The organism is Sphingomonas sp. Root720, from assembly GCF_001428605.1.
Lineage (GTDB): Bacteria > Pseudomonadota > Alphaproteobacteria > Sphingomonadales > Sphingomonadaceae > Rhizorhabdus.
In genome coordinates, this window is sequence record NZ_LMID01000001.1 from 201,050 (window position 1) to 218,734 (window position 17,685).

21 protein-coding genes are annotated in these 17,685 nt (G+C 65.3%); 14 read left to right on the forward strand and 7 right to left on the reverse strand.

The features are described from left to right. Position 1: 1 nt before the first annotated feature. The 5 genes from atpA (at position 2) to ASE22_RS01025 (ending at position 4,422) form a co-directional block, all read left to right on the forward strand. The gene (atpA, locus tag ASE22_RS01005; RefSeq protein WP_056353752.1) at positions 2-1,531 is read left to right on the forward strand and encodes a F0F1 ATP synthase subunit alpha; all 1,530 of its coding nucleotides are present in this window, start codon (positions 2-4) and stop codon (positions 1,529-1,531) included. A 61-nt stretch (positions 1,532-1,592) separates the two neighbouring features. Then, positions 1,593-2,477, forward strand: coding sequence for a F0F1 ATP synthase subunit gamma (locus tag ASE22_RS01010; RefSeq protein ID WP_056353755.1), 885 nt, complete (start codon positions 1,593-1,595; stop codon positions 2,475-2,477). Between the two features lie 24 nt (positions 2,478-2,501). Further along, on the forward strand, positions 2,502-3,959 hold the full coding sequence (gene atpD, locus ASE22_RS01015) for a F0F1 ATP synthase subunit beta (protein WP_056353758.1): 1,458 nt from the start codon (positions 2,502-2,504) through the stop codon (positions 3,957-3,959). Beyond that, positions 3,959-4,156: a hypothetical protein gene (locus ASE22_RS01020; protein ID WP_056353762.1), complete on the forward strand. Its 198-nt coding sequence runs from the start codon at positions 3,959-3,961 to the stop codon at positions 4,154-4,156. Before atpD ends, ASE22_RS01020 begins: the two co-directional genes overlap by 1 nt. Before the next feature lie 2 nt (positions 4,157-4,158). Next, the gene (locus ASE22_RS01025; protein ID WP_056353764.1) at positions 4,159-4,422 is read left to right on the forward strand and encodes an ATP synthase F1 subunit epsilon; all 264 of its coding nucleotides are present in this window, start codon (positions 4,159-4,161) and stop codon (positions 4,420-4,422) included. A gap of 82 nt (positions 4,423-4,504) precedes the next feature. On the opposite strand, the gene ASE22_RS01030 is transcribed toward ASE22_RS01025, so the two are convergent. Both ASE22_RS01030 and ASE22_RS01035 read right to left on the reverse strand, forming a co-directional pair. Further along, positions 4,505-4,834, reverse strand: a complete 330-nt coding sequence (locus ASE22_RS01030; RefSeq protein ID WP_414886057.1) for an ArsR/SmtB family transcription factor — start codon at positions 4,832-4,834, stop codon at positions 4,505-4,507. Further along, positions 4,827-5,273: an SRPBCC family protein gene (locus tag ASE22_RS01035; RefSeq protein WP_056353769.1), complete on the reverse strand. Its 447-nt coding sequence runs from the start codon at positions 5,271-5,273 to the stop codon at positions 4,827-4,829. Before ASE22_RS01035 ends, ASE22_RS01030 begins: the two co-directional genes overlap by 8 nt. A 211-nt stretch (positions 5,274-5,484) precedes the next feature. On the opposite strand from ASE22_RS01035, the gene ASE22_RS01040 reads away from it, so the two are divergent. Together ASE22_RS01040 and ASE22_RS01045 are read left to right on the forward strand one after the other, a co-directional pair. Then, the gene (locus ASE22_RS01040) at positions 5,485-7,302 is read left to right on the forward strand and encodes a M10 family metallopeptidase C-terminal domain-containing protein (RefSeq protein ID WP_056353772.1); all 1,818 of its coding nucleotides are present in this window, start codon (positions 5,485-5,487) and stop codon (positions 7,300-7,302) included. 71 nt (positions 7,303-7,373) lie between these two features. Further along, positions 7,374-8,936 (forward strand): CpaF family protein, encoded by a 1,563-nt coding sequence (locus tag ASE22_RS01045; RefSeq protein WP_082545748.1) that lies wholly within the window; start codon positions 7,374-7,376, stop codon positions 8,934-8,936. A gap of 31 nt (positions 8,937-8,967) precedes the next feature. Here the strand turns inward: ASE22_RS01045 and ASE22_RS01050 are convergent, their stop codons facing one another. Then, entirely contained in the window at positions 8,968-9,168 is a 201-nt protein-coding gene (locus ASE22_RS01050) for a hypothetical protein (protein ID WP_056353775.1), read from the reverse strand. 53 nt (positions 9,169-9,221) lie between these two features. Between ASE22_RS01050 and ASE22_RS01055 the strand changes: the two genes are divergently transcribed. Further along, positions 9,222-10,010 carry a class I SAM-dependent methyltransferase gene (locus tag ASE22_RS01055; RefSeq protein ID WP_056353778.1) on the forward strand — a complete coding sequence of 263 codons (789 nt, stop codon included), beginning with the start codon at positions 9,222-9,224 and terminating at the stop codon, positions 10,008-10,010. A gap of 101 nt (positions 10,011-10,111) precedes the next feature. Here the strand turns inward: ASE22_RS01055 and phaR are convergent, their stop codons facing one another. After that, positions 10,112-10,681 (reverse strand): polyhydroxyalkanoate synthesis repressor PhaR, encoded by a 570-nt coding sequence (gene phaR, locus ASE22_RS01060; protein ID WP_056353781.1) that lies wholly within the window; start codon positions 10,679-10,681, stop codon positions 10,112-10,114. A gap of 130 nt (positions 10,682-10,811) precedes the next feature. Here phaR and ASE22_RS01065 point away from each other — a divergent pair, with 130 nt between their 5' ends. The 3 genes from ASE22_RS01065 to ASE22_RS01075 all read left to right on the forward strand — a co-directional run bounded on the left by ASE22_RS01065 (position 10,812) and on the right by ASE22_RS01075 (position 13,548). Further along, positions 10,812-11,768, forward strand: a complete 957-nt coding sequence (locus ASE22_RS01065; RefSeq protein WP_235538118.1) for an alpha/beta fold hydrolase — start codon at positions 10,812-10,814, stop codon at positions 11,766-11,768. 87 nt (positions 11,769-11,855) lie between these two features. Beyond that, positions 11,856-13,028, forward strand: a complete 1,173-nt coding sequence (locus ASE22_RS01070; RefSeq protein ID WP_056353785.1) for an acetyl-CoA C-acetyltransferase — start codon at positions 11,856-11,858, stop codon at positions 13,026-13,028. A gap of 133 nt (positions 13,029-13,161) precedes the next feature. Continuing rightward, positions 13,162-13,548, forward strand: a complete 387-nt coding sequence (locus tag ASE22_RS01075) for a PilZ domain-containing protein (RefSeq protein WP_056353788.1) — start codon at positions 13,162-13,164, stop codon at positions 13,546-13,548. Between the two features lie 22 nt (positions 13,549-13,570). Here the strand turns inward: ASE22_RS01075 and ASE22_RS25950 are convergent, their stop codons facing one another. After that, complete coding sequence (locus tag ASE22_RS25950; protein ID WP_082545749.1) at positions 13,571-13,726, reverse strand: YdcH family protein; 156 nt, start codon at positions 13,724-13,726, stop codon at positions 13,571-13,573. A 219-nt stretch (positions 13,727-13,945) separates the two neighbouring features. On the opposite strand from ASE22_RS25950, the gene ASE22_RS01080 reads away from it, so the two are divergent. Beyond that, a complete protein-coding gene (locus ASE22_RS01080) occupies positions 13,946-14,143 on the forward strand; it encodes a YdcH family protein (RefSeq protein WP_056353790.1) in 198 nt (65 codons plus the stop codon). A 104-nt stretch (positions 14,144-14,247) separates the two neighbouring features. On the opposite strand, the gene dksA is transcribed toward ASE22_RS01080, so the two are convergent. Next, the gene (gene dksA / locus ASE22_RS01085; RefSeq protein WP_235536187.1) at positions 14,248-14,613 is read right to left on the reverse strand and encodes an RNA polymerase-binding protein DksA; all 366 of its coding nucleotides are present in this window, start codon (positions 14,611-14,613) and stop codon (positions 14,248-14,250) included. Positions 14,614-14,865: 252 nt separating this feature from the next. After that, the gene (locus ASE22_RS01090; RefSeq protein ID WP_056353794.1) at positions 14,866-15,399 is read right to left on the reverse strand and encodes a hypothetical protein; all 534 of its coding nucleotides are present in this window, start codon (positions 15,397-15,399) and stop codon (positions 14,866-14,868) included. A 227-nt stretch (positions 15,400-15,626) separates the two neighbouring features. Between ASE22_RS01090 and serS the strand changes: the two genes are divergently transcribed. Then, positions 15,627-16,904, forward strand: coding sequence for a serine--tRNA ligase (serS, locus tag ASE22_RS01095; RefSeq protein WP_056353797.1), 1,278 nt, complete (start codon positions 15,627-15,629; stop codon positions 16,902-16,904). Then, the gene (surE, locus tag ASE22_RS01100; RefSeq protein WP_056353799.1) at positions 16,901-17,665 is read left to right on the forward strand and encodes a 5'/3'-nucleotidase SurE; all 765 of its coding nucleotides are present in this window, start codon (positions 16,901-16,903) and stop codon (positions 17,663-17,665) included. Before serS ends, surE begins: the two co-directional genes overlap by 4 nt. The last annotated feature ends 20 nt before the right edge of the window (positions 17,666-17,685 follow it).

Consider the following 17,685-nt stretch of genomic DNA (forward strand, 5'->3'; position numbering starts at 1 on the left):
CATGGATATCCGCGCCGCAGAAATCTCCAAGGTCATCCGTGACCAGATCGCCAGCTTCGGCAGCGAAGCGCAGATCTCCGAAGTCGGCCAGGTGCTGTCGGTCGGCGACGGCATCGCCCGCATCCACGGCCTCGACAACGTCCAGGCCGGCGAGATGATCGAATTCTCGAACGGCATCAAGGGCATGGCCCTCAACCTCGAAGCCGATAACGTCGGCGCCGTGATCTTCGGCTCGGACAGCCAGATCAAGGAAGGCGATGTCGTCAAGCGCACCGGCACCATCGTCGACGTTCCCGTCGGCAAGGGCCTGCTCGGCCGCGTGGTCGACGGTCTCGGCAACCCGATCGACGGCAAGGGCCCGATCGTCGCCGAGCAGCGCAGCCGCGTCGAAGTCAAGGCGCCCGGCATCATCCCGCGCAAGTCGGTCCACGAACCGGTGCAGACCGGCCTCAAGGCCCTCGACGCGCTGGTCCCCGTCGGCCGTGGCCAGCGCGAGCTGATCATCGGCGATCGCCAGACCGGCAAGTCGGCGGTCGCGATCGACACCTTCATCAACCAGAAGACCGCCAACGCCGGCACCGACGAGAGCAAGAAGCTCTACTGCGTCTATGTCGCGATCGGCCAGAAGCGCTCGACCGTCGCACAGCTCGTGAAGACGCTCGAAGAGAATGGCGCGATGGAATATTCGATCGTGGTCGCCGCGACCGCGTCTGACCCCGCCCCGCTCCAGTATCTCGCGCCCTACACCGGCGTCGCCATGGGCGAGTATTTCCGCGACAACGGCATGCACGCCCTGATCGTCTATGACGATCTGTCGAAGCAGGCCGTCGCCTACCGCCAGATGTCGCTGCTGCTGCGCCGTCCGCCGGGCCGCGAAGCCTATCCGGGCGACGTGTTCTACCTGCACAGCCGCCTGCTCGAGCGCGCCGCCAAGCTCAACGACGCCAATGGCAACGGCTCGCTGACCGCGCTGCCGATCATCGAAACCCAGGCGGGCGACGTGTCGGCCTACATCCCGACCAACGTGATCTCGATCACCGACGGCCAGATCTTCCTCGAGACCGACCTGTTCTACCAGGGCGTCCGTCCGGCCATCAACGTCGGCCTGTCGGTGTCGCGCGTCGGCTCGGCCGCACAGACCAAGGCGATGAAGAAGGTCGCCGGGTCGATCAAGCTGGAACTAGCGCAGTATCGCGAGATGGCAGCGTTCGCGCAGTTCGGCTCGGATCTCGACGCCTCGACCCAGCGCCTGCTGAACCGCGGTGCGCGCTTGACCGAGCTGCTCAAGCAGCCGCAGTTCCAGCCCCTGCCCTTCGAAGAGCAGGTCGCATCGATCTTCGCCGGCGTGAACGGCTATCTCGACACGATCCCGACCAGGGACGTCACCCGTTTCGAAGCCGCTTTCCTGTCGGAAATGCGTGCGAAGCATGCAGACGTGCTGACCGCGATCCGCGACAGCAAGGATCTGTCGGCGGACTCGACGGCAGCCCTCAAGTCGGCGCTCGAAGCCTTCGTGAAGACCTTCGCGTAACATACTGATACTTCGCCCGGTCCTCGCGCCGGGCGAAGCAGGACGGAAGAGACAAGACTAGATGGCAAGTCTCAAGGCCCTCAAGGTCCGCATCACCTCGGTGAAATCGACCCAGAAGATTACCAAGGCGATGAAGATGGTCGCCGCGGCCAAGCTGCGCCGTGCGCAGATGGCGGCGGAAGCCGGCCGCCCCTATGCCGAGCGCCTCGACACGGTGATGTCGAGCCTCGCCTCGAAGGTGACGGTCGGGCCGCAAAGCCCGAAGCTGCTCGCCGGCACCGGCAGCGACCAGGTCCACCTGCTCGTCGTCGCGACTTCGGAACGCGGCCTGGCGGGTGCGTTCAACACCAACATCGTCCGCGCCGCGCGCAAGACGGCCGACGGCCTGATCGCGCAGGGCAAGACGGTGAAGTTCTACCTGATCGGCAAGAAGGGCCGCGCGGTCATCCAGCGCCTCTTCCCCGGCAAGATCGTCCATCAGGTCGACCAGACCCACATCAAGAACGTTGCCTTCTCCGATGCACACGGCGTGTCGGAGGATCTGATCGCGCGCTATGCGGCGGGCGAGTTCGACGTCGCGCACCTGTTCTTCGCGAAGTTCCAGTCGGCGCTGGTCCAGGATCCGACCGAGATCCAGATCATCCCGGTCCCGCTCGCCCCGGCCGCCGGCGCCGAGGCGGCAGGCGCTTCGGCCGCGGTCGAATATGAGCCCGACGAGGAGGAAATCCTCGCCGAGCTGCTCCCGCGCAACGTCGCCGTCCAGCTGTTCCGCGCGATGCTGGAGAATGCGGCGTCCGAGCAGGGCAGCCGCATGACCGCGATGGACAATGCGACCCGCAACGCCGGCGAGATGATCAACAAGCTGACGATCCAGTACAACCGGACCCGTCAGGCCGCGATCACCACCGAGCTCATTGAAATTATCGCTGGCGCCGAAGCGCTGTAAGAGATCAGAGGCAGGAAACAGACCATGGCTAAAGCCCCCACCACTCCCAAGAGCGTCGGCCGCATCTCGCAGGTCATCGGCGCCGTCGTCGACGTCAGCTTCGACGGCGAGCTCCCCGCGATCCTTAATGCACTCGAGACCTCGAACAACGGCAACCGCCTCGTTCTCGAAGTCGCGCAGCACCTCGGCGAGGGCACCGTCCGCACCATCGCGATGGACGCCACCGACGGCCTGACCCGCGGCCAGGAAGTCACCGACACCGGCTCGCAGATCCGCGTTCCCGTGGGCCCGCAGACGCTCGGCCGCATCCTCAACGTCATCGGAGAGCCGATCGACGAGCGCGGCCCGGTCAATGCGACCCAGACCGCCCCGATCCACGCCGAGGCCCCGCTGTTCGTCGACCAGTCGACCGATGCGAGCATCCTCGTCACCGGCATCAAGGTCATCGACCTGCTCGCGCCTTATGCGAAGGGCGGCAAGATCGGCCTATTCGGCGGCGCCGGCGTGGGCAAGACCGTGCTCATCCAGGAACTGATCAACAACATCGCCAAGGGCCATGGCGGCACCTCGGTGTTCGCCGGCGTCGGCGAGCGTACCCGCGAGGGTAACGATCTCTATCACGAGTTCCTCGACGCGGGCGTCATCGCCAAGGACGCCGACGGCAACCCGACCCCGGAAGGGTCGAAGGTCGCCCTTGTGTTCGGCCAGATGAACGAGCCGCCGGGCGCCCGTGCCCGCGTCGCCCTCTCGGGGCTGACGATCGCCGAATATTTCCGCGACGTCGAGGGCCAGGACGTGCTGTTCTTCGTCGACAACATCTTCCGCTTCACCCAGGCGGGTTCGGAAGTGTCGGCGCTGCTCGGCCGCATTCCTTCGGCGGTGGGCTATCAGCCGACCCTGTCGACCGACATGGGCGCGCTGCAGGAGCGCATCACGTCGACCAACAAGGGTTCGATCACCTCGGTGCAGGCGATCTACGTGCCCGCCGACGATCTTACCGATCCGGCGCCGGCCACGTCCTTCGCCCATCTCGACGCGACCACCAACCTCAACCGGGCGATCTCGGAGCTGGGCATCTACCCGGCGGTCGATCCGCTCGACTCGACCTCGCGCATGCTCGAGCCGCGCATCGTCGGCCAGGAGCATTACGAGACCGCCCGCGCCGTCCAGGAGACGCTGCAGAAGTACAAGTCGCTGCAGGACATCATCGCGATCCTCGGCATGGACGAGCTTTCCGAAGAGGATAAGCTCACCGTGCAGCGCGCCCGCAAGATCCAGCGCTTCCTGTCGCAGCCGTTCCACGTCGCCGAGGTCTTCACCGGCATCGCCGGCAAGTTCGTCGCGATCGAGGATACGGTGAAGTCGTTCAAGGCGGTCGTCGAGGGCGAATATGATCACCTTCCCGAGGCGGCCTTCTACATGGTCGGCGGCATCGACGAGGTCGTCGAGAAGGCCAAGAAGCTGGCCGCCGAAGCGGCCTGATGCCGGACGGACCGCGCCTCGAAGACGCGGTCAACGAGACCTGCCCCTGGTCGGGTGATCCGATCGCGGCGGACTCGCTGACCACCTACCGGGGCGCGGTCGTCGGCTTCTGCAACCCCGGCTGCCGGGACAAGTTCGACACGGCTACAACGGCCTTCGACCTTGCCCTGGACGCCAGACAGGCCAGACAGGATTGATCATGGCAGACCTGCATTTCGAACTCGTCACCCCGGAAAAGCTCCTCCGTTCGGAGGAAGTCTACATGGTGGTGGTCCCCGGCTCCGAGGGCGACTTCGGCGTGCTGGCGGGCCATGCCCCCTTCATGTCGACGGTCCGCTCGGGCGAACTCGCCATCTATTCGAACGCGACCACGGTGAGCGCCCGTATCCATGTCGAAGGCGGCTTCGCCGAGGTCAACGAAAAGGGCCTGACGGTGCTTGCGGAGCAGGCAACCGAAGCCTGACCCCCACCCCACGGCAAAAGAAAAGGCCCGGCGCAGCGATGCGGCCGGGCCTTTCCTTTTTGGCGCCCACCCGTGCGTGGTTTCAATCTTCCACGAACATCTTCAGCCGCTGCAATGCGTCGTCCCATTGTGCCGCTACCCGATCGAGATAGGCCCGCGCGACCTCGAGGGACTCGGGGCGGCAGGCGAAGCGGCTCTCGCGGCCATGGCGGATATTTTCGACAAGACCGGCCTCCTGCAGCACCCGCAGATGCTTGGTCACCGCCTGCCGGGTCAGGCTGCCGTCCGCCGCCAGCATCGTGATCGATCGCGTCCGTCCGTCGCTGAGCCGCATCAGCAGCGAAAGCCGGGTGCGATCGCCCAGCGCCGCGAAGATCGGCGCCGGATCGATCGACCTGGCAGCTTCAGCCATCGACATGGGCCCGGATATTCTCGACCTGCGCGGTCCATCCGCCGCTGTTCATCCGGATCGCCTCGTCGCGACGATGTTCGGGGACCCGGTCGAAGCCGGATTCGGTGACCGTCAGCCGCGTGCCCGCCCCCGACACTTCGAGCCGGAACTCCACCAATGTCGGCTCCTCCCGCGAATAGTCGATCGCCGGATCGATCGCATAGGGATGCCATGTGAAGGCGAAGCGATCCGGCTCCTCCATCGCAACGATGCGCACATTCCATCGGACATGCTCATAACCTTCGAGCGTGATATGTCCCGTCGCCGGCTCGCCCGCGACGAAGGGCTGGTCGATCGCGACCCGGAACCACTGCCCGAACTCCCGATGGTCGGTCAGCGCCCGCCATACGCGCTCGATGGGCGCGCCAAGTTCGATTTCCCGTACGATGCTATCGGCCATATATGCAACCTCCTGGTTGCAGGTCTATACCGCGCCTCGAAATTAGCAACCATAAGGTTGCGTATATCGATTCGCATTACGATGAATCGTGCAAACTTCCCGGCCAAACGGGGAACAATCGGCAAATCGCGTTTCCGATAAAGCAGAATGGCAGCGTCTGTTGCTATAAGCTGGTCGCAGACAGGCAGAGGCGTGCGGGGATCATCAGCATATGGCGTCGATCAATTCGGTCCAGCAAGCCGAAACAACCTTCCTCTCGGGCATCAATGCGAGCGGCCTGCTGGCGGGCGAAAGCTATTGGACATGGAACTCCGACAGCCCCGCCACCTATGATCCGGCCCAGAATTATACCGCCAAATTCGGCACCGGCACGGTGGGTAGCGGCGCCACGATCACCTACAGCTTCGATCCCGGATCGAACTGGACCGAGGTCGAGCGATCGGCATTCGCCTCGACCGCAGCGCTGTGGTCGGCTGTCGCCAACGTTCGGTTCGTACGGAGCAGCACGGGCGGCGCGGTCACGATCACCCGCGGCACCGATGATGGCGCCTCGGGCGGCCAGGACAGCTTCTTTCCCGGAACCACCGGGACCCCGAACATCGGCCGCGCCACACGCGGCTCGATCGAGATCGACACCAGCACGCCCGGCTTCGGGCCGCTCGGCTCGACGTTCGGCGAATATGGCGGTTATCCCTATACGACCCTGGTCCACGAATGGGGCCATGTCCTGGGCCTGGGCCATGGCGGCCCTTATGACGACAGTCTCGACTTCGGCTCGCCCGGCTACACCAGCTTCGATACGCTGGCCTGGACGATCATGTCGTACAATGCCCCGACCAACGAATATTTCTGGGGCACGTCGCGGGCGAGCAACGGCTCGGTCTATGCCAACACCTCGGTCACGCCGATGCCGCTCGATATCGTCGCGATCCAGCGCATGTACGGCGTTGCCGTGGACACGCCCCTGTCGGGCGGCCAGACCTATGGCTTCAACAGCAACATCACCGGTCCGATCGCCAAATATTTCGACTTCACCCAGAACAGCCGGCCGATCGTCACGCTGTGGAACAAGGGCGACGGCAACACGCTCGACGTGTCGGGCTTCACCGCATCGTCGACGATCGATCTGCACGACGGCGCCTTCAGCAGCGTCTCGGGGCTCAGGAACGACATCGCCATCGCCTATGGCACGCGGATCGACACGGCCGTAACCGGCCCTGGCAACGACACGATCACCGGCAACGACAATGGCAATGTCATCCTGGGCGGCGGGGGCGGCGATTCGATCATCGGCGGCAGCGGCAACGACCATCTCTATGGCGCCGCAGCGAAAGCGGTATCGGGCGACGGCGCGGATGTGATCACCGGCGGTGCCGGCAACGACTATCTCCAGGGCAATGCCGGGGACGATCGCCTCGACGGCGGCACCGGATCGGACCGCATCCAGGGTGGCCAGGGCAATGACAATATCGTCGGCAATCTCGGCAACGACAGCGTCAACGGCAATCTGGGCAACGACACGATCGACGGCGGCGACGGCAATGATTCGCTGCGCGGCGGCCAGGACAGCGACAGCATCGCCGGTGGCGCCGACAACGACGTCCTGATGGGCGACCTCGGCACCGATACGCTCGCGGGCGGAACCGGCATCGACCTTCTGACCGGCGGCGGCGATGCCGACCTCTTCGTCTTTGCCACCGGCGATGCGGTCTTCGCGACGAGCGGGCCCCTCGCCTATATGACCGACATGATCACCGATTTCACCGACGGCATCGATCATATCCGCCTCGGGTCGGGCATTCCGAGCAGCATCGCCTACGGTCATGGCCAGTTCGACACGCTGGCCGCGGGCGCCGCGGCGGCCCAGTCCCTGCTCAATAGCGGCGCTGGCTTCTCCGACGCGGCGGTGCTCAGGGTCGGCGGCGACCTGTACCTGTTCTACGATCCCAGCGCCTCGGCGCCGATCGAGGCGATCAAGATCGCCGGCCTGTCAGAGCCGACATCGATCAGCGCGGCTGATTTCGCCTGATTAACCGATTTTGAGGGGTTTGCGGCTACTGGATAGGCGTTCGGCCGAACTGGCCGTCGGGGACGTCTGGTATGAGTGCTTTCGGCAAGCGTGGATCGATGACGCAAGGGGCGAAGCCCGCTTTCGGCGTGGCCCGCCCCATGCACGTCGATGTGCCGGGGCCGCTGACCGGTGGCCTGCAATTCCCGCCGATCGACAGCACCGCCTTTCCGGGCGCGGGAAGCGACCCCTTCGCAGGTCTGCCGAGCTTCGACGATCCCATTGCGATCAGCGAGCAGGATGTCAGTCTACCCAAGCATGCCGACGCGATGGCGCGTCTCGCCATCCGGGAAGCCGCGTCGGGCGAGGCCGGCCGGTCGCGGGTCGAGGGCTTCGAGGCGTCGATCCACAAGATCAAGGAACAGGTGCTCCCCCGCTTGCTCGAGCGCGTCGACCCCGAGGCCGCCGCTTCGTTGAGCAAGGACGAACTGGCCGAGGAATTCCGCCCGATCATCGGCGAGGTGCTGGCCGAACTGCGAATCACCCTCAACCGCCGCGAACAGTTCGCGCTGGAGAAGGTGCTGATCGATGAGCTGCTCGGCCTGGGGCCCCTTGAGGAACTGCTCAGCGATCCGCTGATCACCGACATCATGGTCAACGGTCCCGAACAGACCTATGTCGAGCGCAAGGGCAAGCTGGAGCTGGCCAAGGTCACCTTCCGCGACGAGGAACATCTGTTCCAGATCGCCCAGCGCATCGTGTCGAAGGTCGGCCGCCGCGTCGACCAGACCACCCCGCTTGCCGACGCCCGCCTGGCCGACGGCAGCCGCGTCAACGTGATCGTCCCGCCGCTGTCGCTGCGCGGCACCGCGATCTCGATCCGCAAATTCTCGTCCAAGCCGATCACCCTCGACATGATGGCGCGCAGCGGATCGATGAACGAGCATATGGCGACGATGCTCAAGATCGCCGGTGCAAGCCGCTTCAATATCGTGATCTCGGGCGGTACCGGTTCGGGCAAGACGACGATGCTCAACGCCCTGTCGAAGATGATCGACCCGGGCGAGCGCGTCGTCACGATCGAGGACGCCGCCGAACTCCGGCTGCAGCAGCCGCACTGGCTGCCGCTCGAGACCAGGCCCGCCAATCTGGAAGGCCAAGGCGCGATCACGATCCGCGACCTCGTCGTCAATGCGCTGCGCATGCGACCCGACCGCATCATCCTGGGCGAGATCCGCGGGCCCGAATGTTTCGACATGCTGGCCGCGATGAACACCGGCCACGACGGATCGATGTGCACCCTCCACTCCAACAGCCCGCGCGAGGCGCTGGCGCGCATGGAGAACATGGTGATGATGTCCGACATAAAGGTCCCGAAGGAAGCGATCTCGAAGCAGATCGCCGATTCGGTCGACCTGATCGTTCAGGTGAAGCGCCTGCGCGACGGCTCGCGCCGCGTCACCAGCATCACCGAGGTGCTGGGCATGGAAGGCCCGGTGATCATCACGCAGGAGCTGTTCAAGTTCGAATATCACGCCGAGGATTCGGAAGGGAAGATCATCGGCGACTTCGTGACGTCGGGCCTGCGACCCTATACTATCGAGAAGGCCCGGCAGTTCGGCTTCGATCAGCCGCTGCTCGAAGCCTGCCTCTGACGGCACGCGGCTGCGGCCCGCATCCGAAGACCTATTGGTCGCCGATCCACCAGGCGATCGACACCGCCGCGAGGATCAGCGCGATGATGGTGACGAGCGGCCACGGCACCCATCCCGCCCTGCCCGCCGCGCGATCGGCGTCGCGGCGGCGATGACGGCGCCAGTCCGCAGCGACCGACAGCACCGCCAGCGCGACGAAAAACAGGGTCGGCCACGCGTATTCCGATTGCACCTTCCCGCCGCTCCGTCATCATTGCGCGCGTGATCCATATCGGGAGAAGGATTTTGCGCTACCCGCTTTTCGCAGCCATCGCCATGGCGTTGGCCGTACCGGCCGCCATCGCCCCCGCCGCCTCGCTCGATCCCGCGCTCGCCAAGGCGATCGCCGACACGCGACGCAGCGACGCCAACCGCGCCCGCGACATATATCGCCATCCGGCGGAGACGCTCGCCTTCTTCGATGTCCGCCCCGGACAGACAGTGGTGGAGTTTTATCCGGGCGGCGGCTGGTACAGCGAGATCATAGCGCCAGCACTGAAGGGCAATGGCCGCTATGTCGCCTTTGCGCCCGAAAAGGGCGTGCCCGGCACCACCGCAATGCTGGATCGCAACAAGGACTGGTTCGGCCCGGTGACGATCGCCTCCTTCAGCGCCACCGCGCCCTCGACCATCGCGCCGGGCAGCGCCGACCGCGTCCTCACCTTCCGCAACGTACACAACCTGATCATGGGCGGCGATGCGGTCGCCGCGAAGGCCTTCGCCGATTTCTATGCTGCCCTGAAGCCGGGTGGCATTCTGGGCGTGGTCGACCACCGCCTGCCAGAGGACAAGGACAGCGCGTTCGAGAAGAAGAGCGGCTACGTCAAGCGTTCGACGGTCGTCCGCCTCGCCACCGCCGCCGGGTTCAAGCTGGCCGACGAATCGGAGATCAACGCCAACCCCAAGGATATGCATGACTGGCCCGAGGGCGTCTGGACCCTGCCGCCGACGCTCAAGCTAGGCGATGTCGACAAGGCGAAATATCAGGCCGTCGGCGAAAGCGATCGGCTGACGCTGAAATTCGTCAAGCCGTGATGCGACGGAACGGGGTGGATTGCGGTCACGCTTGACGCGCATCCGCCCCGCTTTCCGCTATGACGGGTAGATCATGGAGCGACCGGCGCTCCGACCGCACGTCACTTCAGCTTGTTGATCTGTTCCTGCATGGCGGCGAGCTGCGCCTTCAGCGCGTCGACTTCGCTGCGCGGCGGCGGCGCGGCCGATGCTGCGGCGGGCGCATCCTTGGCCGTCGCATCGGCACGCGGCGGCTTGAAGGCGCTCGCCGCGGCCTCGAACATCTCCATGTTGCGCTTGGCGATCTCAGCGAAGGGACCGCCGGCGAAGGCGCCCTCCATGGCCTGGCGGAACTGGGTCTGGTTGCGCCGGAAGGCGTCCATCGACGCTTCGAGATATTGCGGCACCATCGACTGCATCGAATCGCCATAGAGCGAGATGAGCTGGCGCAGGAAGCTGACCGGCAGCATCGTCTGCCCCCGATTCTCCTCCTCCATGATGATCTGGGTCAGGACATTATGGGTGATGTCCTCCTCGGACTTGGCATCGATCACCTTGAAGTCCCGGCCCTCCCGCGTCATTGCCGCGAGATGGTCGAGGGTAATGTAGCTCGACGTTTCAGTATTATACAGCCGGCGATTGGCGTATTTCTTGATGATGACCGTGCCAGAGCCGTCCGATGATTTCGCCATGATTCCCCGCCTGCCGACCAATGTCGGCCGCAGCATAGCATCAAATCTTTCCGCGCCGCAACACAGGCCGCGGCCTTTGCCGCTGTTCCTGGACATGCTGCGCAACGAAACTGCGAAAGACCCCGTGCGGATGAAGGCCGCGCTGGCGGGCCTGCGCTCCTACCAGAACGCGCCGCGACCGGCGCGCCCGCCCGAGGCGGCGGTCGTCGGCCGGATCGGGCGGGTGACGTTGCGCGGTCATGGTGCTCAAGGGCGGCCGATCCTGTTCGTGCCTTCGTTGATCAACGGCTCGGAAATCCTCGACCTGGGCGCGCAAAACTCGATGATGCGCGGCCTCGCGGCACGGGGGCTGAACCCGGTGTTGCTCGACTGGGGCACCCCCGGACCCGACGAAGCCGATGTCGGCCTTGGCGGCCATGTCGAACGTTATATCCTTCCCGCCCTCGACATGCTCGGCAAGGACGCCGCGCTGGCGGGCTATTGCCTCGGTGGAACGATGAGCGTCGCGGCGGCGGTGCTGCGCCCGCCGAAGGCGCTCGTCCTGATCGCGGCACCATGGGATTTCGGCGGATTTTCTTCGCAGACGCGGAACGACCTGCTTGAATTGTGGCGCAGCGCGGAACCGGTTTCGCGTGGTTTCGGCCTGCTGCCTGCGGAAATATTGCAGCAGATCTTCTGGCGCATCGATCCGTCCCGCACGATCGCCAAGTTCGAACAGTTCGCCCGCAAGGACGCGGCCAGCCCCGAGGGCCAGAATTATGTCGCGGTCGAGGACTGGGCGAATGACGGCCCCCCTCTCCCCCTGGCCGCGGGCCGCGACCTGATGGAAGGGCTGATGGCGGGCAATATGAGCGGCGAGGGCCGATGGACGATCAGCGGGCGGACGATCGATCCCGACGGCCTCCGCATTCCGGTGCTCAACATCCTGTCGACGACCGACCGCATCACCCCCGCCGCCAGCGCCTGGCGAGGCGGCGAACGGATCGCGCTGGACGAAGGACATGTGGGCATGGTCGTCGGGCGCCGAGCGCCCCAATCGCTCTGGAGCCACCTCGCCACGTGGCTTTCGCACCTGCAAGATAGCTGATAGGTCCCGTCCGAAAAACACACGCGTGAGTCGATGAATCCGGTCAGCAGAACCGTTCGCACACGCAGAACAAAGGCAGGAGCATCTATGACGGACATCGTTATCGTAGGCGCCAAGCGCACGCCGGTCGGCAGCTTCCTCGGCGCGTTCGCAGCCACCCCCGCGCATGAGCTTGGCCGGACGGCGATCGAGGCTTCGCTCGCCCAGGCGGGCGTCGAGGCGGGCGAGGTGCAGGAGGCCATACTCGGCCAGGTGCTGACCGCCGGACAGGGCCAGAACCCGGCGCGCCAGGCGGCGATCAACGCGGGCATTCCCAAGGAAGCTACCGCTTTCGGCGTCAACCAGGTTTGCGGTTCCGGGCTTCGCGCCGTGGCGTTGGCCGCCCAGTCGATCCGCTGCGGCGATGCGCGGGTCGTGGTCGCCGGCGGCCAGGAGAGCATGTCGCTGTCGATGCACGCGCAGAACCTGCGCGGCGGTTTCAAGATGGGCAATGCGTCACTGGTCGACACGATGATCGTCGACGGCCTGACCGATGCCTTCAACGCCTATCACATGGGCATTACCGCAGAAAATCTGGCCGAGAAATATCAGATCGGCCGCGCCGAGCAGGACGCCTTCGCCGTCGCCAGTCAGAACAAGGCCGAAACCGCCCAGACCGCCGGTCGTTTCGACGACGAGATCGCGGCCGTGACCGTCAAGGGCCGCAAGGGCGACACCATCGTGTCGCGCGACGAATATATCCGCGCCGGCGCGACGATCGAGGCGATGGCCGGACTGAAGCCCGCCTTCAAGAAGGACGGCACCGTGACCGCCGCCAATGCCAGCGGCCTCAACGACGGCGCCGCCGCACTGGTGCTGATGACGGCGAACGACGCCGCGAAGCGCGGCGCGCCGATCCTCGGCCGCATCGCCAGCTGGGCGACCTGCGGGGTCGACCCTTCGATCATGGGAATCGGCCCGGCCCCGGCGTCCAGGCTCGCACTCGAAAAGGCCGGCTGGAAGCTGTCGGACCTCGACCTGATCGAAGCCAATGAGGCATTCGCGGCCCAGGCGCTCGCGGTTGGCAAGGAACTCGGCTGGAATACCGATATCGTCAACGTCAACGGCGGCGCGATCGCCATCGGCCATCCGATCGGTGCTTCGGGCGCGCGGGTGCTGACGACGCTGCTCTACGAAATGGCGAAGCGCGACGCGAAGAAGGGCCTCGTTACCCTGTGCATCGGCGGCGGCATGGGCATTGCCATGTGCATCGAACGGTAAAGTCGGTCTTCGCCGCCCGCCATGCCCTGGAAAGCCAGGAATGGCGGGCGGAATCCGGCTTAACCGCCGGTTTTAACCGCCCTTAAATCAATCGACGGTCTAATGGTCCCACTGATTCTATCGAGGGACGACCATGGCCGACATCGCCGGGGAGGCGCCGCAGCCGGGTAATCGCGCACGCAAGCGCGACAGCCTGTTGCTGATGGGTACGATCAAGGCCGCGGGCGATTATGCGCGCGAGACCCAGCCCATCCGTATCCGCAACCTGTCCTCGACCGGCCTGATGGCCGATTCGAAGGTCGAATATGATCTTGGCGTGCATGTAGAAATCGGCCTGCGCGGCATTGGCTTGGTGCCGGGCGAGATCGTCTGGGTCCGCGACGGGCGGATGGGGATCACCTTTCGGGAGACGATCGACCCGAAGCGCGCACGGCTGCCCGTGACCGCTCAATCGAACGAACATCTTCGCAAGGTCATCGATATCGGAAGGGTCCGCAGGCCTGGATTGAGGATCGATTGACCCTCAATCCCCTGCGTGGCGTTTAGAGACGCGCAAGCGCCTCTTTAATTCGAAGCTTCTGCTTCTTCAGTTGGCTGATCAGCATCATGTCTGGTGCTGGCCGGCGGCTCTCCGCAGCGATCCGGGATTCGATACCGGCATGCTTGGCGAGCATTGCGGACGAATGGGTAGTCGACATCTAGACTGTCTCCTTTCACTCCGACTGGGTCGATCAATAGATCACGATTCGCCCCGCCTGTCTCGCTGAAAAAAAAGCTTTGACCGACCCTATGCACGATTGGCCGCTCCCCGTGGGAAACGGCCTTTTCGTCTCGCCGTGAAATGCCCGACGGGGTTGAGCGTTGCCCCTCTCTGTCGCTAGAATCGCACCTTCATTGCAGGCCTTGGAGCGAGTCGGTTGGACAGCGAAGTCATTACGCGACGTATCCAGGTTCTCCGTCAGGAACATGGCGATCTGGAAGCAGCGATCGAAGCGCTGCAGGAAGCCCCGGCGGTCGATCAGCTCCAACTCGCACGTATCAAGAAGCGCAAGCTACGACTCAAGGACGAGATCTCACAGCTCGAAGATCTGCTGATCCCCGACATCATCGCGTAATTAAGTTGGCTTTCGGGCGCAGCATTCCGCCCGTCAAAGGAATGTGCAAGGGCAGCAAAGATCGATGCGCGCCGGCGATCGGAGCAAAGACAAGAGGGAGGAAATTATTCCTCCCTGCTGACCTTCTCGTTGCGCTCGTGGCGCTCCTGGGCTTCGACCGTCATCGTCGCGATCGGCCGGGCTTCGAGCCGACCCAGCGAGATCGGTTCGCCAGTCACCTCGCAATAGCCATATTCGCCTTCCTCGATCCGGCGTAGCGCTGCATCGATCTTGGAAATCAGCTTGCGCTGGCGGTCGCGGGTCCGCAGTTCGATCGACCAGTCGGTCTCGCTCGACGCGCGATCGGTGAGGTCCGGCTCTCGGAGCGAATCGATCTGGAGCTGCTGCAGCGTGCCAGCGGACTCCTTGAGGATCGACTCTTTCCAGAGGAGCAGTTTCGCCTTGAAATAGGCGAGCTGCCGATCGTTCATGAAGGGCTCGTCGGGCGAAGGCCTGTATCCGTCGTCCAGCTCTACTGCAGACACGTTCACCGGTTCCCGACCATCAATACGCCACACAGCGACGATGCCATCCGACTCTCCGCTTCACCGCTAGCCACGATCGTCGGCCGTTTAGCCTGACGCGATGGACTGCCCGCCGGGCCTATAGACAGCACAACGCCCGCACACAAGCCGACAGGCTGTGCACGGGCGCAGTTTTTTGGGGATTATCCGATGGGCCGATCAGCCGGCGGGCGGCGTGGTCGAGTTGACCGCGGCTTCGAGCTGGTCCTGGGTCATTCCGATCACCGGTCCGTTGGGGCCCTGAGCAATCGAGGTCTTCGGCAGCTTCGCCTTGGCGTTCGGCGTGGCGATCGTCACCATGTCGCCTTCGATGGCCTCGATCGTACCGACCGCGCCGCCATTCTGGTCGCTGACAGACACGCCTGGCGTCAGCGATGCCAGAAATTGCTGCTGCTGTTGCTGCGCGGCGCCCTGCGCGGCGGCCTCAAGTTCGACCTTGGTCATGCCGATCAGCAGGCCCTTGTCGCTCTGGGCGAAAGACGAGGTCGGAACGCTGGCCTTGACGACTCCGGTATCGATAACGGCGACATCGCCGTTCACCGAAGCGATAGTGCCGACGGCCCCTCCCTTGGCATCCGAAACGGTAGCGCCCGCCGTCACGTTGGCCTTCGCGGCCGCCGGGGCCGTGGCCGTCGTGGCGGCGGCAGGGGCCGCCTGCTGCGCGTAGGCAGGGGCCGCAGCGGCCGTCGTCAAGGCGGTAACAAGAAAAGCGGCTCGCAAAATCACGTTGATACTCCTCGCTGATGAAATCTACCGTTCCATTGACGCTCAGACGGTGGGGCCTGTTCCAGCCTTTTTCGGCCAGTCGACGCGCTGGCGGGGCGAAACGCCCATTTTGCGCCCTTGACTGCGTTTCGGCAGGCGTCTCCCGCGTCGCGCGGGCGGTTGCGCGACGCGGCCTTCGGCGCCATAGGCGAGCCATGCACGACATCCGCCTGATCCGCGAAGATCCGACCGCCTTCGATGCCGCCATCGCCCGCCGCGGAGCCGGCTCGGCTTCGGCCGAATTGCTCGTCCTCGACGAACGGCGGCGCGCGATCGCGACCGAATTGCAGGCCGCGCAGGCCCGTCGCAACGAAGCCTCCAAGGCGATCGGCCAGGCCAAGGCGCAGAAGGACGAGGCGACGGCGTCGGGACTGATGGCCGAGGTTGCCGTGCTCAAGGAACGCATGCCGGCGCTGGAGGCAGAGGCGGCTGCTGTCGAATCCGCGCTCGAAGCGGCGCTCGCCGCGATCCCGAATCTTCCCGCCGCGGACGTGCCTGACGGGGCCGACGAGGACGGCAATGTCGAGCAGGCCCGCTGGGGCACCCCGCCCGACTTCGACTTCACGGCGCGCGAGCATCCCGATTTCGCGGGACCGCTCGGCCTCGATTTCGACGCCGCCGCCGCGATCTCGGGCGCGCGCTTCGCGGTGCTGAAAGGCGGCATCGCCCGGCTGCAGCGGGCGCTCGGCGCCTTCATGCTCGACCGGCAGACCGCCGCCGGCTTTACCGAAGTGATCCCGCCGCTGCTGGTGCGTGACGAGGCCGTGTTCGGCACCGGCCAGTTACCCAAATTCGCCGAAGACCTGTTCCGCACCACCGACGGCCGCTGGCTGATCCCGACCGCCGAGGTCAGCCTGACCAACCTCGTCCGCGAGCGGATCCTGGCCGAGGCGGAGCTTCCAATCAGGCTGACCGCCCTCACCCAATGCTTTCGCTCCGAGGCGGGCGCGGCGGGGCGCGATACGCGCGGCCTGATCCGGCAGCACCAGTTCGAGAAGGTCGAGCTGGTCGCGATCGCCACACCCGAGCAGTCCGAAGCCATCCACGCGGAGATGACCCGCGCGGCCGAGGCGATTCTGGAGGAGCTTGGCCTGCCCTACCGCCGCGTCCTGCTCTGTACCGGCGACATGGGCTTCACCGCCCGCAAGACCTTCGACCTCGAAGTCTGGCTGCCCGGTCAGGGTTGCTACCGGGAGATCAGCAGCATCTCCAACTGCGGCGACTTCCAGGCACGGCGGATGAACGCGCGCTTCCGCCCGGCAGGAGAAAGCAAGGGCACGCGTTTCGTCCACACCCTAAACGGCTCCGGCCTCGCGGTCGGCCGCACCCTCGTCGCTGTGCTGGAGAACTATCAGCAGGCCGACGGGTCGGTGCGCATCCCGGATGCGCTCCTGCCCTATATGGGCGGCCTGACCGAACTGCGTCCGGCGTGAGGATCCTCCTCACCAATGACGACGGCATCCATGCGCCAGGCATGGCCGTGCTCGAACGCATAGCGCGGTCGCTGTCGGACGACATCACCATCGTCGCGCCGAACAGCGAACGCTCTGGCGCCGGCCGATCGCTCACCCTGACCCGTCCGCTGCGCCTGCGGCAGGTCGGCGAGAAGCGCCACGCCGTCGCGGGCACGCCGACCGACGCGGTGATGATGGCGCTTGCACATGTGATGAAGGATAATCCGCCCGAACTGATCCTGTCGGGCGTAAACCGCGGCGCCAATCTGGGCGAGGACGTCAGCTATTCGGGCACCGTGTCGGCGGCGATGGAGGGCGCGCTCGCCGGCATTCCCTCGATCGCGCTGAGCCAGGTCTATGCGCGCGAAGGTGGCGGTCCGAACATAAGCTTCGCCGCGGCCGAGGCCTGGGGCGAGAAGGTGCTGCGTCCGCTGCTCGACGCGCCCTGGTCGCCACGAAGCCTGTACAACATCAATTTTCCCGCGTGCGAACCCGATCAGGTGCTGGGCATCCGCGTGGTGCCGCAGGGCCTGCGCGACTATGGCCAGACCGAGATCCTCCAGCGCACCGATCCGCGCGGCTTCGACTATTACTGGATCAAGCTCGCCGGAATGCCGCACACGCCCGCGCACAGCACCGACTTGGAAGCGGCCGCAGATGGCTGGGTGACGGTGACGCCGCTCCATTGCGACCTCACCAACCACGCCGCGATGACCGCGACGACCGGGTTGTACCGCTGAGGGTTCGCCCTCTTCCGTTC